Below are 15,150 nucleotides of genomic sequence, written 5' to 3'. Positions count from 1 at the left end.
GGCCCCGTGCGCTGAGCGTTGAATTCACCCCCTCTGGACGTTGGACTCTCGCGGCGTGGACGTTGGACTCTCGCGGTCAGGTGGTGGGGGTCAGGCGCAGGGCGGTCCAGGAGACGGGCGGCAGGACGACGCGCAGGTCGCCGTCGGCGATGGTGGCGGTCTGCGGCCGCGGCACGACGCGGTCCGGGTCGTCCTCGGTGTTGGTGGCCGAACCGTCCGGGTCGTGCACGGTCCACGCCTCGGCCACCTCGACGTCGCCGAACGCGGCCAGCGCCACCTTCAGGTCGACCGGCTCCGACCGGTGCCGGTTGACCACGAACACCACCGTGTCACCGGTCTCCTCGTCGTGCGTGGCGACCGAGTCGACCACCGGGACGTCACCGAAGCGCTGGGTCGAGTACGTCGGCGACGACGTCTCCACCCGCAGCACCTGGCCCCGCGCCAGCCGCGACGTCAGCGCGAACGGGTGGAACGTCGTCTGCCGCCACGCCGGGCCGCCCGGCTCGCTGCGGATCGGCGCGATCACGTTCACCAGCTGCGCCTGGCACGCCACCGCCACCCGGTCGCTGTGGCGCAGCAGCGAGATGAGCAGGTTGCCGACGACCACGGCGTCGGTGACGTCGTACTGGTCCTCGATGACCCGCGGCGCGACCTCCCACTCCGTGCGCGGCTCGGCCTGGAACCGCTTCATGTACCAGACGTTCCACTCGTCGAACGAGAGCGTGATCTTCTTCTTGCTCTTGAGCCGCGCGCCGACCGCGTCTGCGGTGGCCACCACGCTGTCGATGAAGTGGTCCATGTCGGCGGCGGAGGCCAGGAAGCTGTCCACGTCGCCGTCGAGCACCTCGTAGTAGGCGTGCAGCGAGATGTGGTCCACCTCGTCGTACGCCAGCTCCAGCACGGTGGACTCCCACTCGCCGAACGTCGGCATGGACGAGCTGGAGCTGCCGCACGCCACCAGCTCCAGGTCCGGCTCGGCCTGCCGCAGCGCGCGGGCCGTCTCGGCGGCCAGCCGGCCGTACTCGTGCGCGGTCTTGTGGCCGAGCTGCCACGGGCCGTCCAGCTCGTTGCCCAGGCACCACAGCTTCACGCCGTGCGGCTTCTCGGAGCCGTGCTCGCGGCGCAGGTCGGACAGGCGCGTGCCGCCTTCGTGGTTCATGTACTCGTGCACGTCGAGCGCCTCGGCGACGCCGCGCGTGCCGAGGTTGACCGCGTACATGACCTCGACGTCGGCCTTGCGCGCCCAGCGGACGAACTCGTCGACGCCGACCTCGTTGGTCTCCAGGCTGTGCCAGGCCAGCTCGCGGCGCACGGGCCGCTGCGAGACGGGTCCGACGCCGTCCTCCCAGCGGTAGCCGGAGACGAAGTTGCCGCCGGGGTAGCGGACCAGCTCGACCCCCATCTCTCGGGTCAGCTCCAGCACGTCGCCCCGGAAACCGTCCTCGTCGGCGGTCGGGTGGCCGGGTTCGTAGATGCCGGTGTAGACGCACCGGCCCATGTGCTCGACGAACGACCCGAAGAGCCGGCGTCGCACGGGCGCGATGACGTAGTCGGGGTTGAGGGCAAGAGAGGCGTTGAGCACGGTGCTCCTACTTCAGGGCGCCTGCCGCCGCGCCGCTGCGCCAGAAGCGCTGCAGCAGGACGAAGGCGACGATGAGCGGGACGATGGCCAGCAGTGAGCCGGTCACCACGAGGTTGAACAGCATCCGGGTGCCTGCCTCCTGCTGGGCGGTGTTGAACCAGGTGGTCAGACCCACGGTAAGGGGGTACAGGTCGCTGTCGCTGAGCATCACCAGCGGCAGGAAGTAGTTGTTCCAGGTCGCGACGAGGGTGAACAGGAACACGGTGACGAGGGCGGGCCGCATCATCGGCACCGCGATCTGCCAGAAGATGCGCAGCTCGCCCGCCCGGTCGATGCGGGCGGCGTCGATCAGCTCCACCGGCACGCTCTCGTCCACGTACACGCGGATGAGGTATGCGCCGAACGGGCTGAGCAGCGACGGCAGGATGACCGCCCACATCGTGTCGACGAGCTCCACCTCGGACAGGATCAGGTACGTCGGCAGCACCAGCGCGGTGGCCGGCACCATGATCATGCCCAGCAGGGCGGTCTCGAACAGCCTCTTGCCCGGGAACTGGAACCGGGCCAGGCCGTAGCCCGCCGCCGCCGCGAGGACCGTCGCGCCCACCGCGCTGAGACCGGAGTACAGCGCGGTGTTGACCAGCCACTTGCCGTAGGCGCCGTCGTCCTCGCGGAACAGCAGCCCGATGTTCTCGAACAGGTTGAACTCGGCGAACCACAGCGCGGGGCTGTCGAGCAGGTCGGGCTGGCTCTTGGTGGCCGCGACGAGCACCCAGAGCAGCGGGACGAGGAAGTACAGGATGCCGACGCCCATCAGCAGGTGCGGGAGCCGGGTGTTCAGCCTGGGCCGGTCGTCGGCTTTGCCGAGGGTCATGCGCGCTTCCCCCGCCTGCGGTTGTTGACGATCACGAACGCGTAGGCCACGACGAACACCAGGAAGCCGAGCGCGAAGGACAGCGCGGCGGAGTAGTGGAAGTCCGAGTAGGCGAACGCCTGGTTGTAGGCGTAGAGGTTCGGCGTGTAGCCGGCCGAGATCTGCGGCGCGAACCTGGCCATGATCTGCGGTTCGGTGAAGAACTGCATGGTGCCGATGACGGTGAAGATCGCGGCCAGCGTGATGGCCTGCTTGATCGCGGGCACCTTGACCCGCAGCGCGACCTGCACGGGCGTGGCGCCGTCGATCACCGCGGCCTCGTACATCTCGCGCGGCACGCCCTGCAGCGCCGAGTACAGGATGATCATGTTGTAGCCGGTCCACGCCCACGTCACGATGTTGCCCAGCGACACCAGCAGCAGCGAGGTGCCGAAGAAGTCGATCGGGTCGCCGCCGACCAGCGTCGGCAGGTCGGCGAACGGGCCGAACGTGCGGCTGTAGAGGAAACCCCACATGAGCGCGCCGACGACGGCGGGCACCGCGTAGGGCATGAACGCGATGAGCCGGAACGCCAGGGCGAACTTCGTGGTCACGGCGTCCAGCACGAGCGCGCCCGCCAGCGCGATGCCGAGCATGACCGGGATCTGCACGAGTCCGAAGAGGACGACCCGCAGCAGGCCGTCGAGCAGCAGCGGGTCGGTGAACGCGCGCACGTAGTTGTCGATGCCGCTGAACCGCGTGCCGAGCGCGAGGCTCCGGCTGGACAGGCTGAGCCAGAACGCGTAGCCCAGCGGCACCACCAGGAACGCGACGACGACGAGGAAGAACGGCAGGACGAACAGCATCCCGGCCACCGGGTGCGCGGTGACCCGGCGCGACCGGCGCCGCGCGCGGGACTCGACCGGCGCGAGCGGCGGGTCGTCGGCCTCGGGCGCCGCGATCGACGTGGACCGCGTCACGGTGAACCTCCTGACTTGGCCAGGGCCCGTCACGGCGTCGAGCTCGCCGCGACGGGCCGCCGGAGCGCTACTCGCTGACCTTGAAGCCCTGCTGCTCGGCGTAGGCGACGACGTTCTTCTGCGTCTCCTCCAGCACCGTGCTCCACGACCTGCTGCCCGACATGGCCTCGGCGCTGCGGTCGTTCAGCTCGCCGAACACGAAGTCCTGGAACGGCGTGTACTGGAACTCGCCGAGCTTCTCCGACACCGGCACGAAGATCTCGTTCACCTTCTGGCCGTTGAAGAACTCGTAGGCCTTGCCGGTGAACGCCGGGTCCGCCGCCACGTCCTTGACCAGCGGGTAGAGGAACGCCTTGTTCAACCCGATGTCCCAGGCGGCCTTGGACTTGCCGAACAGCTCGCGCGCCACGGTGGTGGCCGCCTTCGGGTTCTTGGCCTGCTTGGTCACGGTGAACGTGGAGCCGCCCCAGTCGCCCTGCTCGTCGGCGCCCGCGGTCCACTGCGGCATCGGGGCGACCGCCCACTTGCCCGCCGTGTTCTTCAGGGAGCCCGCGACGTAGCCGGGGGTCCAGCCGGCCGCGGCCCAGGTCCAGTACTTGCCCGAGTCGAGCGCGGCGGTGGCGTCGGCGGTGAAGAACGGGTCCTTGGCCATCAGACCCTTGTCGACCAGGTCGCCGTAGAAGTCGAAGACCTTCCGGCACTCCGGCGCGGTGAGGTTGATCTTCACCTGGTCCTTGGCGGTGGCCTGCGAGTAGCCGTAGGGCCGGCAGCCCGCCTGCCACATCAGGCCGTTGATCCAGCCGCCGTCGCTGCCGAAGCTGGCGACGTGCCCGTCCGGGTCCACGGCCTTGATCTTCGCGGCGGCCTCGCCGTACTCGGCCCAGGTGGTCGGTACCTTGATCCCGTGCTGGTCGAAGAGGTCCTTGCGGTACATCAGCGCCATCGGGCCGCCGTCGACCGGGATCGCGTAGACCTTCTCGCCGTCGGTGGCCTGCTTCCACGCCCACTCGGCGTAGAGGTCCTCGTCGTCGTTGGCGCCGTGCTCACCCATGTCGACCAGGGCGTCGAGGATGATGAACGTGGGGATCTGCTGGAACTCCACCATCGCCACGTCCGGCGCGCCCTTGCCGGCGGTGAACGCGGTCTTGAGCTTGGCGTACTGGTCCGGTCCGGTGCCGACGTTGGTCCACTCGACCTTGATGTCCGGGTGCGAGGCGTTGAAGGCCTCGACCACCCCCTTGAACTCCGGGTACCAGGCCCAGACGGACACCGTCACGGGTCCGCCGTCGTCGCCGTCGTCGCCGCCGGCCCCGCCGCACGCGGCCACGGCGAGCAGGCCGCAGGCGGCGAGCCCCCCTCGGAGTTTCGCCAACCATGTGGTGCCGAGCATGAGTGCGCCTTTCCGTCGCGGCATGCGTCAGTGCATGCGCGACCGCGATCACGGTGCGTGAGCGAGACGTACAAGGTGTGCGGCGACCCCGCGAGGCGCGGTCTGGTGCCTCGGGGTCGTGGTCCGGGTGTCGCGCCACGGCCGGCGGGTTCGGGGGAACCGACCGTGGTCGCCGCCGTGGCACCGGGTCTTGCTGCGCTGCAAAGCACTATGTACGGGGTTTTGCCGCGCTGCAAGACCTCACCTGAAGTTAATCCAAACGAGACTTGAACCCGGTGCGGATCACCGGCGGGTCGGGGCTTGTCGCGGCGCGGGCCGGCGTGCACACTCCTTTGCAGCGCTGTAGCGGTAGGGCCGCCGCGCCGGTCCGACGGAGGAGAACGATGCGCGACGCCACGCTGCGTGACGTAGCAGAGCTCGCGGGGGTGTCCGCGCGGACGGTCTCGAACGTGGTCAACGGCTACGCCAAGGTCACCGAGCGGACCCGGGAGAAGGTGGAGCGGGCGATCGCCGAGCTGGGCTACCGGCCCAACGTGCTGGCCCGCAACCTGGCCAACGGCCGGTCCGGGCAGATCGCGGTGGTCGTGCCCTACCTGGACACGCCCTACTTCGCGGAGCTGTTGCAGGCGATCATCCCGGAGGCCCGCGAGCGCGGGTACAACGTGCTGATCGACCAGACCGACGGCGACCCGGCGCACGAGCGCGAGCTGATCCGGCGCGGGGCGCGGGCGCTGCTGTTCGACGGCATGATCTTCAGCCCGCTCGGGCTGGCGCAGGAGGACCTGGACGACGGCGACCCCGCGCTGCCGCTGGTCGTGCTGGGCGAGCGGACGTCCAACGGCACGTTCGACCACGTGGGCATCGACGACGTGGCGGCGTCACGGGAAGCCACCGCGCACCTGATCGGCCTGGGCAGGCGGCGGATCGCCGCCATCGGCGACCAGCCGTACCCGACCGGCGAGGCGGCGCAGCTGCGCACGCTCGGCTACCGGCAGGCCCACGCCGAGGCCGGGTTGCCGGTGGACGAGTCGTTGATAATCCACACCCCGAGGTTCAACCGGGCCGACGGCTCCGGCGCGATGCGGCTGCTGCTGGACCGGGCCGACCCGCCGGACGCCGTGTTCTGCTACAGCGACCTCGTCGCGCTCGGCGCGCTGCACGAGGTGCTGGAACGCGGCCTGCGCGTGCCCGAGGACATCGCCCTCATCGGGTACGACGACATCGAGGAAGGCCGCTACTCCAACCCGACGATCAGCACCATCTCGCCGGACAAGGTGACCATAGCGACCACGGCGGTGGACCGGCTGCTCGCGCGCATCGGCAGCCCCGAGCCGTTGCCGGGCGTCGAGGTGCGCGCCGCGCACAAGCTGATCGCCCGCCAGAGCACCCTGGGCCGCGCTCCGCGCTGACCTGAACGTTCAACTCGCCTGTTCCGAACGTAGGACACGCGCGTCCGGAACGTAGGACACGCGCGACGCGAACGTAGGACTCTCGCGTGAGTCCTACGTTCGGAACGCGCGTGTCCTACGTTCAGGTACCCCGAGTTGAACGTTCAGAGGGGCGGGATGGTGGAGAGAAAGCGCTTTTCGAGAGGTACGCCTCGGCGTGGGCGACCGGATCAGCCCCGGGAACGGGGGACGACCAGGCCCGACTCGTAGGCCGCGACCACCGCCTGGGTGCGGTCGCGCAGGCCGAGCTTGTTCAGCACCCGGCTCACGTGCGTCTTCACCGTCTCCTCCGTCACCACCAGCCGGGCCGCCACCTCCGTGTTCGACAGGCCCTCCGCGATCAGCCGCAGCACCTGGGTCTCCCGCGGCGTGAGGGTGGACACGGCGGAGGCGGGCGTGACGGGCTCCGGCCGCAGGCGGGTGAACTCGCCGATCAGGCGCCGGGTGACGGTCGGCGCCAGCAACGCCTCGCCGGCCGCGACGACCCGCACCGCGTCGAACAGCCGCTCCGCCGTCACGTCCTTGAGCAGGAACCCGCTGGCGCCCGCGCGCAACGCGTCGTAGACATATTCGTCCAGGTCGAACGTGGTCAGGATCAGCACCCTCGGCCCGTCCGCGAGCCGGCGGGTGGCTTCGATGCCGTCCACGCCCGGCATCCGCACGTCCATCAGCACCACGTCGGGCGACAGCTCCCGGCAGACCCGCACCGCCTCGCCGCCGTCGGACGCCGTGCCGACGACGGTGAAGTCGGCCTGCGTGTCGAGCAGCGCGGCGTACCCGGTGCGGATCACCTGGTGGTCGTCGGCGACCACGATCCGGACGGCGCTCACCCGGTCGCCCCCGCCGGGAGGCTGGCCTCGACGAGGAACCCGCCCACGGCGGTCGTGCCCGTGCGCAACCGGCCGCCGACGGCCGCCGCCCGTTCCCGCATCCCGGTCAGCCCGTGCCCGCCGGGCGGTGACGCGGCACGTGGGCCCGGCCCGTTGTCCCTGATGCGCAACCGCAACGCCTCCTCGGTGTAGTGCAGCTCCACGTCGACCGCCGCGCCGGGCGCGTGCCGCCGCGCGTTGGTGAGGGCTTCCTGGACGATCCGGTACGCGGCCAGTTCCACGCCGGGGTCCAGTTCGGCGGGCGTGCCGGAGACGATGAGCCGCGCGCCCGCGCCGGACGTGTCGCGCGCGTCGTCGATCAGGTCGTTGAGCTGCGGCAGCCCCGGCTGCGGGTGCCGGTCCGCGACGTCCGCCGGCGCGTCCTCCCGCAGCACGCCCAGCAGCCGCCGCATCTCGGTCAGCCCGGCCCGCGCGGTGTCGCCGATCTCCGACAGCCGCTGCGCGCCGGCGGCGGGCATGCCGGGCGTGGTCAGCCGAGCCGTCTCCGCCTGCACCGCGATCATCGAGATGTGGTGCGCCACGACGTCGTGCAGCTCGCGGGCGATCCGGGCCCGTTCACCCCGGGCGGTGTGCTCCAGCAGGCTCCCGGCCACGGCTTGGCGGGCGGCCCGGTGCGCCAGCGCCTCGCCGCGCGCCCACTGGGCGATCCCGACCCACGCCGCCGCCAGCGCCGACGACGCCGCCAGCACGGTCATCGCGTCCGCGTCGCGCACGAGGGCCAGCACCGGGTACGGCGCGGCCAGGCAGGTCGCCGGGACCTGGCCGCCCACCCGGCCCAGCCGGTGCAGCACGACCAGCTGCGCGCCGAGCCCCGCCACCGTGAGGCCGTGGAACAGCCCGAGCGACAGCACGCCCGCCGCCGACACCGCGACCGCGGCGGGCAGCGGGCGCAGGAACGCCGCCGGCGCGGTGGTCCCCAGCGCCAGCACCCCGAGCACCAGCACGAGCCGCGGGTCCGCGCCGCCGGTCACCGCCCGCGCCACCGCCTCGCCCACCGCGGCCGCGCCCAGCGCCAGCACGGCGGCCACCGGCACGTGCGGGCCGTCGGCCGGCCGCCGGCCCCACCCCTCTTCGCTCACCCGGACCATTCTCGTCGTCGACCTGGTCCGACGCGTCACCGCAGGTGGTGACGCCGGCATCCCTCTCAGGAGGGACGGCCCTCCCCCCTGTCAGCGAGGCGGGGACGGCTCTCCCGCGTGACGACCGGACCGGGGCCGCGCTCCTAGCCTTCGCGGCATGGAAGCAACCATCGAAGTGTCCGGGCTGCGCAAGCGGTACGGGCCGACCGTGGCGCTGGACGGGATGACGTTCACCGTCGCACCGGGCAAGGTCACCGGCTTCGTCGGCCCCAACGGCGCGGGCAAGTCCACCACCATGCGGGTCGTCCTGGGCCTGGACTCGGTCGACGAGGGCCACGCGCTGGTCGGCGGCCGGCCGTACCGGACCTTGCGGCACCCGCTGCGGCAGGTCGGGTCGCTGCTGGACGCGTCGGCGCTGCAACCGAGCCGCACCGGCCGCAACCACCTGCTGTGGCTGGCCCACTCGCAGGGCCTCGGCGCGCGGCGGGTGGACGAGGTCGCCGAACGGGTCGGCCTGACCTCGGCGATCCGGCGCAAGGCGGGCGGCTACTCGCTGGGCATGCGGCAGCGGCTGGGCATCGCGGCGGCGCTGCTCGGCGACCCGCCGGTGCTCGTGCTGGACGAGCCGGTCAACGGCATGGACCCCGAGGGCATCCGGTGGATGCGCGGGTTCCTGCGGTCGCTGGCGGCCGAGGGCCGGGCGGTGCTGGTGTCCAGCCACCTGATGAGCGAGTTGCAGGACACCGCCGACCACGTGGTGGTCGTGGGCCGGGGCAGGGTGATCGCGGACGTCGGCGTGGCCGAGCTGATCGAGGCCGCGTCCGGTGAGCGGGTCACGTTGCGCACCAACGCGCGCACGCAGGCGATGACGATGCTGGCACGGGCGGGCGCGACGGTCGCCGTGACCGGGGCGGACGCGCTGACCGTCGCCGGGCTGTCCGGGGAGCGGGTGGTCGCGTTGCTGGGCGAGGGCGCGGTGCCGTTCTCCGAGGTGTCGGCGCACCGCGCGTCCCTCGAAGAGGCGTACATGGAGCTGACCAGGGACGCGGTCGAGTTCCACGCGGGCGAGGGCGCGCGATGAGCGCGTGGCGCGGGTTCGGGCAGGCGCTGCGGGCGGAGTGGACGAAGCTGCGCACCGTGCGCGGCTGGGTGGCCGGCCTGGTCTCGGCCGCGCTGGTGATCGTGCTGATGGGGTTGTTCGCGGCGGCGGCGAGCACCTTCTCGTGCAGCGGTCCGGACGGCGAGCCGTGCGCGGGCGCCAAGCCGACGACGGGCCCGGACGGCGAGCCGGTGGTCGACGACTTCTCGTTCGCGCACCAGGCGATGACCGGCGACGGCAGCATCACCGCCCGCGTGACGTCGCTGACCGCCGTGTCCTCTTCGGACGGTCGGGCGCCGGTCGAGGACACGCAGCCGTGGACCAAGGGCGGGATCATCGTCAAGGCGAGCACCACCCCCGGGTCGCCGTACGCCGCGCTGACCCTGACCGGCGGTCACGGCGTGCGGTTGCAGCACAACTTCACCGGCGACGTCGCGGGCACGTCCCGCGCGACGCCGACGTGGCTGCGCCTGACCAGGTCGGGTGACACGGTCACCGGCCACGAGTCGCCCGACGGCGAGACCTGGCGCCTCGTCGGCGCGGTCACCCTGCCCGGGTTGCCGTCGACCGTGCGGGCCGGGCTGTTCGCGACCTCGCCGCACCACGAGGTGATCACCGAGTCGTTCGCCGGCGCCAGTGGCACCAGCTACCCGACGCTGGCGACGGCCTCGTTCGACCGGATCGACCTGGAGGGGTCGTGGCCGGACCGGGAGTGGGTGGGCGACACCGTCGGCGGCGGTCCGGGCGGTCGGGGTGGTCCGGGCGGTCCGGGCACGGGTCCGGGGGTCGGGTTCGAGGAGACCGCCGACGGCGTCACGGTGAGCGGGTCGGGCGACATCGCGCCGGTCGTGGCCGGGCGGGGCGGGCTGGGCAAGACGGTCGAGGGTCGGCTGGTGGGCGCGTTCGCCGGGCTGATCGCGGTCATCGTGGTGGCGGCGACGTTCATGACGTCGGAGTACCGGCGCGGGGTGATCCGCACGAGCCTCAGCGCCGACCCGCGGCGAGGCCGGGTGCTGGCGGCGAAGTCGGTGGTGGTCGGCGGGGCCACGTTCGTCACCGCGCTGGCCGCCGCCCTGGTGGCGGTGCCGCTGGTCCGGGCGGTGGAGGTGGACAAGGGGTTCTTCCTGTTCCCGGTGCCGACCGCGACCGGGCTGCGGGTGGTCGTCGGCACGGCGGCGCTGCTCGCGGTGGCGTCGGTGCTCAGCCTGGCCGTCGGCACCGTGCTGCGGCGCAGCGCGGGCGCGGTGACGGTGGTGATCGTGGCGATCGTGCTGCCCTACATCCTGGCGATCGCGTCCGTGCTGCCCGCGGGGACGTCGGACTGGCTGCTGCGGGTCACACCGGCCGCCGCGTTCGCCGTCCAGCAGAGCCTGCCCGAGTACCAACAGGTCACGGCGAGCTACGCGCCCGCGGACGGCTACTTCCCGTTGAGCCCGTTGGGTGGTTTCGCGGTGCTGTGCGGGTACACGGCGGTCGCGCTGGGCGTGGCGTGGCACGTGCTGCGGCGGAGGGACGCGTGAAGGCCGCGCTGCACGTGGAGTGGACGAAGCTGCGCACGGTGGCGGGCACGGCGTGGCTGGTGGCGGCCGTGGTGCTGCTGACCTCGGCGCTGGGTGTCGCGGCGTCGGCGGCGTGCGCCGGCACCGGGTGCGGCGACCCGACGAAGACCAGCCTGACCGGGATCGCGTTCGGCCAGGCCGTGGTCGCCGTGCTGGCGGTGCTCGCGGTGAGCGGCGAGTACGGCACGGGGATGATCCGGGTGACGTTCGCCGCGCTGCCGCGCCGGTCCGCCGTGCTGGCGGCCAAGGGCGCCGTGGTCGGCGCGGTGGTGCTGGTGGCGGGCGCGGCGGCGGTGCTCGTGTCGGTGTCGGTGGGGCGGGGTGTCTCGTCGGAGGTCTCGGCGCTGTCGTCGGCGGACGTGCGCGCGGCCGTCGGGTCGGTGCTCTACCTGGTGCTGGTGGGTCTGCTGAGCCTGGGCGTGGCCACCGTCGTGCGTGACGCGGCGGCGGCCGTCGGGGTGGTGCTCGGGCTGCTGTACCTGTTCCCGATCGTCGCCGCCGTGGTGTCCGACCCGGACTGGTTCCGGCGGTTGCAGCGGATCAGCCCGATGACGGCGGGCCTGGCGGTGCAGGCCACCACGAACGTCGACCGCCTGCCCATCAGCCCGTGGGCCGGACTGGGTGTGCTCGGGCTGTGGGCGGCCGGCGCGCTGCTGGCCGGCGGTGTGGCGCTGCGGCTGCGTGACGCCTAGCGCTTGGCCGGCCTGGGCAGCAGGAAGTGCACCGAGAAGGCCGCCAAGGTCGTCAGGACGGCCTGGTAGAGGATCGAGAGCCGCGGGTCGCCGCCGAGCGTGAACACGGCGTCCAGCCCGGTCGTCGCCACACCGGCCAGGGTGAGCAGGCCGGTCACGTGCCAGCCGAAGAACCCGGCCGACCAGGCGACCAGGGGCCAGCGGTTGCGGTCGGGGCGGCGCAGGACCAGGTAGGTCGAGAACGCGGCGGCGGCGTTGAGGACCACGCCGACGACCACGAGTTCGGCCAGGTCGCCGGACAGCAGGGTGGAGAGCGTCTGCGCGACGACGAGCGCGAGCACCGACCAGCAGCCGGCCCGGATTTTGTCCACGGCGCGGATGCTAGGACAACGGCGGGGCGGCGGTCGGGCGCGGGCCGGTGACGACGCGGGTGACGGGCAGCGGTTCGCGGGCAGCGCGGTGGCGCGGGCCGGGAATTCCGCGCGGTGTGGGCGCGGTGGATCTATAGGCTGGCTCGATGCGCGTGTTGTTCACCTTCATCGGCGGGTTGGGGCACTTCCAACCCCTGGTGCCGTTCGCCTCGGCCGTCGCCGCCGCCGGGCACACCGTGGCGGTCGCCGCCGGTCCGGACCGGTGCGCGGCGGTGCGGGCCGCCGGGTTCACCGCGATCCCGGTCGGTGAGGGTCGGGCCGAGCCGTCGCGGGTCGGACCGTTGCTCGCGCCCGACCGGCAGCGGGACGACGAGGAGTTGCGGGACGGGTTCGTGCGGCGGGGTGCGGCGCGGCGGGCGCCGCTGTACCTGGAGCTGTTCCAGCGGTGGCGGCCCGATGTGGTCGGGTGCGAGGAAGTGGACTTCGGGAGCGTGCTCGCGGCCGAGAAGCTCGGGTTGCCCTACGTGAACGTGCAGGTCATCGCGTCGGGCGCGTTCGTCCGGCCGGCGGTGGTGAGCGAGCCGGTCGCGGAGCTGCGGGCCGGGCTGGGCCTGCCGCCCGACCCGGAGCTGGCGATGCTGCACCGCCACCTGCTGCTGTCGCCGTTCCCGCCGAGCTTCCGCGACCCGGCGTTCCCCCTGCCGGCCACGGCCTTCCCGATCCGCCCGCCGGTGGGTCCGGTCGGCCGGTCCGACCCGCCGACCGTGTACTTCACCCTCGGCACGGCGTTCAACTCCGAGTCCGGCGACCTGTTCTCGCGGGTGCCGGCCGGGCTGAGCGACCTGCCGGTGAGGGTGGTCGCCACCGTCGGCAGGCACCTCGACCCGGCCGAGCTCGGCCCGCAACGGCCCGGTGTGCGCGTGGAGCGCTACCTGCCGCAGGAGACGGTGCTGCCGCACTGCGACCTGGTGATCTCGCACGGCGGTTCGGGCAGCGTCATCGGCGCGTTGGCGCACGGCCTGCCGACCGTGCTGCTGCCCTTGGGCGCCGACCAGCCGCAGAACGCCGAGCAGTGCGCTCGGCTGGGTGTGGGCCGGGAGCTGGACCCCGTCGCCGCCACGCCGCGCGACGTGCGGGCCGCGGTCGAGGAGGTGTTGGCGGAGCCGGGTCACCGGCGGGCGGCGCGACGCGTCCGCGCCGAGATGCTCGACCTGCCCGAGCCCGCGCGGGCGGTGCCGCTGCTGGAGCGGTTGGCCGGCTGACTACCCGGGCCGGTCGCGGTTGCCCGTCGGCACGATGAGGCCGCTCTCGTAGGCGACCACGACGGCCTGCGCGCGGCTGGACAGGGCGAGCTTGCCCATCATCCGCTTGACGTGCGTCTTCACCGTCGCCTCGCTGAGCACGAGGCGTTGGGCGATCTGGCCGTTGGTGAGCCCGTTGCCGACCAGGCGGAGCACCTCGGTCTCCCGCGCGGTCAGGGCGGCCAGCTGCGGCGCGCCGACCGCGGTGGCGCGGTGGTGCTGGGCGTAGGTCTCGATGAGCCGGTGGGTGATGTGCGGCGCGACCAGGATGTCGCCCGCGGCGATGGTGCGGACGGCGGAGATGATCCGCTCGGGCGGGGTGTCCTTGACCAGGAAGCCGGACGCGCCCTCGCTCAACGCGGTGTAGACGTACTCGGGCAGGTCGAACGTGGTCAGCACGACGACGCGCGGCGGGTCCTCGCGGGCGGGCTGCCGGTCCCGGCCGGTCGAGCGGTCGGCGGCGTCGCGGTCGGCGGTGTCCCGGTCGGCGGCGTCGCGGTGGGCGGCCAGGATCTGCCGGGTGGCGTCGATGCCGTCCAGCACCGGCATCCGGATGTCCATCAGGATCACGTCCGGCGAGGTCTGCGCGGCCAGCGCGACGGCCTGCCCGCCGTCGACCGCCTCGCCGACGACCTCGAAGCCCGGCGCGGCGGTGAACAGGGCCACCAGGCCCGCCCGGATGAGCGCCTGGTCGTCGGCGATGAGCACGCGGATCGTCACCGGGCCGCCACCTCGCCCATCGGCAGCCGCAGGACCACGCCGAAACCGCCGTCGGCCGTGGGACCCGCGCTGAGCACGCCGCCGTACAGCTCGGCGCGTTCCCGCATCCCCCGGATGCCGTGCGGCTCGTGGTCCGGACCGGACGCGCCCGCCGCCGCCCGGCCGTTGTCGGTCACCTTCAGCACCAGCGTCTGCTCGCCGTAGTCGACGTCGATGCGCGCCTCGGCCGGCCCCGCGTGCTTCAGCACGTTGGTCAGGGACTCCTGCACCACCCGGTAAGCGCACAGGTCCGGTCCCGGCCGGAGCTCACGCGCCTCACCGGTGACGGTCACCTCCACCGGCAACCCGGCGCCGCGCGCGCGTTCCACCAGCCCGTCCAGCGCCGCCAACCCGGGTTGCGGCCGGTAGTCGTCGTCGTGGTCCACGCGCAGCACGTCGAGCAGGCGGCGCATCTCCGTCAACGCCTCGCGGCTCGTGGCGCCGACCGTGGTGATCGCCTGGCGCGCCGTCGCCAGGTCGCTGTCCAGCACGTACTGCGCCACACCGGCCTGCAGCGAGATCACCTACATGTGGTGCGCGACGATGTCGTGCAGCTCGCGCGCGATGCGCACCCGTTCGTCCGCCACCGCCCGCGCCGCCTCCTCCGCCGACCGCTCGGCCCGGCGCGCCCAGCGCCGCGTGCCCTCACCGAGCATCCACGCGCCCATCACCACCAGCACCGACTGCGCCACCTCGGACCACGAGACCACGGCGGCCCCGAGGAACGCCACGACCATGACCACCGTCGTCACCGAGAACACGACCGCGGCCGTCGACCGGGGCCGCAGCGTGGCCACGGTGAACATGCCGACCAGCACACCGACCCCGGCGCTGGGCAGGCCGTCGAACGCGAACAGGCTGTAGGCCGCCAGCGCGCCGAGCATGACCGCCATCGTGGCCAGCGGCGCGAGCTGGCGCAGCGCGATCGGCGCGACGGTGAGCGCGGCGAGCACGTAAGCCACCCGGTCGACCGGGCCGGCCTGGTTCGCCGTGGTCACCACGGTCAACGTGGTCAGCACCACCGCGAGCAGCAGGTCCAGCCGGATCGGCGTGATTTTCGCCAGCACCCGCCCAAGGTAGTGCCGCGCCGCGTCCCCCGTCGCCACCCCGTGGGCGGATCCGCCACTACCCCCGGAGGGGTAGGTGG

15 protein-coding genes are annotated in these 15,150 nt (G+C 72.8%); 5 read left to right on the top strand and 10 right to left on the bottom strand.

Annotation, left to right across the window (positions count from 1 at the left end):
• Positions 1–76: 76 nt before the first annotated feature.
• The 4 genes from arfA to IOD16_RS07730 all read right to left on the bottom strand — a co-directional run bounded on the left by arfA (position 77) and on the right by IOD16_RS07730 (position 4,805).
• Positions 77–1,582, bottom strand: a complete 1,506-nt coding sequence (gene arfA, locus IOD16_RS07745) for an arabinosylfuranosidase ArfA (RefSeq protein ID WP_328809433.1) — start codon at positions 1,580–1,582, stop codon at positions 77–79.
• A gap of 7 nt (positions 1,583–1,589) precedes the next feature.
• Positions 1,590–2,456, bottom strand: a complete 867-nt coding sequence (locus tag IOD16_RS07740) for a carbohydrate ABC transporter permease (protein ID WP_201439488.1) — start codon at positions 2,454–2,456, stop codon at positions 1,590–1,592.
• The gene (locus IOD16_RS07735) at positions 2,453–3,415 is read right to left on the bottom strand and encodes a carbohydrate ABC transporter permease (protein ID WP_236594806.1); all 963 of its coding nucleotides are present in this window, start codon (positions 3,413–3,415) and stop codon (positions 2,453–2,455) included. The genes IOD16_RS07740 and IOD16_RS07735 overlap by 4 nt, the downstream gene beginning before the upstream one ends.
• 67 nt (positions 3,416–3,482) lie before the next feature.
• The gene (locus tag IOD16_RS07730; RefSeq protein ID WP_201439487.1) at positions 3,483–4,805 is read right to left on the bottom strand and encodes an ABC transporter substrate-binding protein; all 1,323 of its coding nucleotides are present in this window, start codon (positions 4,803–4,805) and stop codon (positions 3,483–3,485) included.
• A gap of 383 nt (positions 4,806–5,188) precedes the next feature.
• Here IOD16_RS07730 and IOD16_RS07725 point away from each other — a divergent pair, with 383 nt between their 5' ends.
• Positions 5,189–6,214 (top strand): LacI family DNA-binding transcriptional regulator, encoded by a 1,026-nt coding sequence (locus IOD16_RS07725; protein WP_201439486.1) that lies wholly within the window; start codon positions 5,189–5,191, stop codon positions 6,212–6,214.
• A gap of 209 nt (positions 6,215–6,423) precedes the next feature.
• On the opposite strand, the gene IOD16_RS07720 is transcribed toward IOD16_RS07725, so the two are convergent.
• Both IOD16_RS07720 and IOD16_RS07715 read right to left on the bottom strand, forming a co-directional pair.
• Positions 6,424–7,083 (bottom strand): response regulator, encoded by a 660-nt coding sequence (locus tag IOD16_RS07720; protein WP_201439485.1) that lies wholly within the window; start codon positions 7,081–7,083, stop codon positions 6,424–6,426.
• Complete coding sequence (locus IOD16_RS07715; RefSeq protein WP_201439484.1) at positions 7,080–8,222, bottom strand: sensor histidine kinase; 1,143 nt, start codon at positions 8,220–8,222, stop codon at positions 7,080–7,082. Before IOD16_RS07715 ends, IOD16_RS07720 begins: the two co-directional genes overlap by 4 nt.
• A 157-nt stretch (positions 8,223–8,379) precedes the next feature.
• On the opposite strand from IOD16_RS07715, the gene IOD16_RS07710 reads away from it, so the two are divergent.
• The 3 genes from IOD16_RS07710 to IOD16_RS07700 are packed head-to-tail and all read left to right on the top strand — an operon-like array spanning position 8,380 to position 11,572.
• The gene (locus IOD16_RS07710; RefSeq protein ID WP_236594805.1) at positions 8,380–9,303 is read left to right on the top strand and encodes an ATP-binding cassette domain-containing protein; all 924 of its coding nucleotides are present in this window, start codon (positions 8,380–8,382) and stop codon (positions 9,301–9,303) included.
• Positions 9,300–10,841: an ABC transporter permease subunit gene (locus IOD16_RS07705; RefSeq protein WP_201439483.1), complete on the top strand. Its 1,542-nt coding sequence runs from the start codon at positions 9,300–9,302 to the stop codon at positions 10,839–10,841. The genes IOD16_RS07710 and IOD16_RS07705 overlap by 4 nt, the downstream gene beginning before the upstream one ends.
• On the top strand, positions 10,838–11,572 hold the full coding sequence (locus tag IOD16_RS07700) for an ABC transporter permease subunit (protein ID WP_201439482.1): 735 nt from the start codon (positions 10,838–10,840) through the stop codon (positions 11,570–11,572). The genes IOD16_RS07705 and IOD16_RS07700 overlap by 4 nt, the downstream gene beginning before the upstream one ends.
• Here the strand turns inward: IOD16_RS07700 and IOD16_RS07695 are convergent.
• The gene (locus IOD16_RS07695) at positions 11,569–11,943 is read right to left on the bottom strand and encodes a hypothetical protein (RefSeq protein ID WP_201439481.1); all 375 of its coding nucleotides are present in this window, start codon (positions 11,941–11,943) and stop codon (positions 11,569–11,571) included. The two genes, IOD16_RS07700 and IOD16_RS07695, sit on opposite strands and share 4 nt — an antisense overlap.
• Positions 11,944–12,089: 146 nt before the next feature.
• On the opposite strand from IOD16_RS07695, the gene IOD16_RS07690 reads away from it, so the two are divergent.
• Positions 12,090–13,205, top strand: a complete 1,116-nt coding sequence (locus IOD16_RS07690; RefSeq protein WP_201439480.1) for a glycosyltransferase — start codon at positions 12,090–12,092, stop codon at positions 13,203–13,205.
• On the opposite strand, the gene IOD16_RS07685 is transcribed toward IOD16_RS07690, so the two are convergent.
• The 3 genes from IOD16_RS07685 to IOD16_RS07675 are packed head-to-tail and all read right to left on the bottom strand — an operon-like array spanning position 13,206 to position 15,070.
• Positions 13,206–13,964 (bottom strand): response regulator, encoded by a 759-nt coding sequence (locus tag IOD16_RS07685; protein ID WP_201439479.1) that lies wholly within the window; start codon positions 13,962–13,964, stop codon positions 13,206–13,208.
• The gene (locus IOD16_RS07680; protein WP_201439478.1) at positions 13,961–14,527 is read right to left on the bottom strand and encodes a sensor histidine kinase; all 567 of its coding nucleotides are present in this window, start codon (positions 14,525–14,527) and stop codon (positions 13,961–13,963) included. The genes IOD16_RS07685 and IOD16_RS07680 overlap by 4 nt, the downstream gene beginning before the upstream one ends.
• Positions 14,528–15,070 carry a hypothetical protein gene (locus tag IOD16_RS07675; RefSeq protein ID WP_201439477.1) on the bottom strand — a complete coding sequence of 181 codons (543 nt, stop codon included), beginning with the start codon at positions 15,068–15,070 and terminating at the stop codon, positions 14,528–14,530. It abuts the gene before it with no gap.
• Positions 15,071–15,150 lie beyond the last annotated feature (80 nt).

It is taken from the genome of Saccharothrix sp. 6-C, assembly GCF_016695385.1.
Taxonomy (GTDB): Bacteria; Actinomycetota; Actinomycetes; order Mycobacteriales; family Pseudonocardiaceae; genus Actinosynnema; species Actinosynnema texasense.
Note: the sequence above shows the minus strand (reverse complement) of the source record. Positions and strands in the feature narration are given on the sequence as shown.

What these genes read in the sequence shown, in the direction of transcription:
- IOD16_RS07740 (WP_201439488.1), bottom strand. Translation starts at nt 2,456, where the DNA reads ATGACCCTCGGCAAAGCCGACGACCGGCCCAGGCTGAACACCCGGCTC.
- IOD16_RS07730 (WP_201439487.1), bottom strand. Translation starts at nt 4,805, where the DNA reads ATGCTCGGCACCACATGGTTGGCGAAACTCCGAGGGGGGCTCGCCGCC.
- IOD16_RS07725 (WP_201439486.1), top strand. Translation starts at nt 5,189, where the DNA reads ATGCGCGACGCCACGCTGCGTGACGTAGCAGAGCTCGCGGGGGTGTCC.
- IOD16_RS07710 (WP_236594805.1), top strand. Translation starts at nt 8,380, where the DNA reads ATGGAAGCAACCATCGAAGTGTCCGGGCTGCGCAAGCGGTACGGGCCG.
- IOD16_RS07705 (WP_201439483.1), top strand. Translation starts at nt 9,300, where the DNA reads ATGAGCGCGTGGCGCGGGTTCGGGCAGGCGCTGCGGGCGGAGTGGACG.
- IOD16_RS07690 (WP_201439480.1), top strand. Translation starts at nt 12,090, where the DNA reads ATGCGCGTGTTGTTCACCTTCATCGGCGGGTTGGGGCACTTCCAACCC.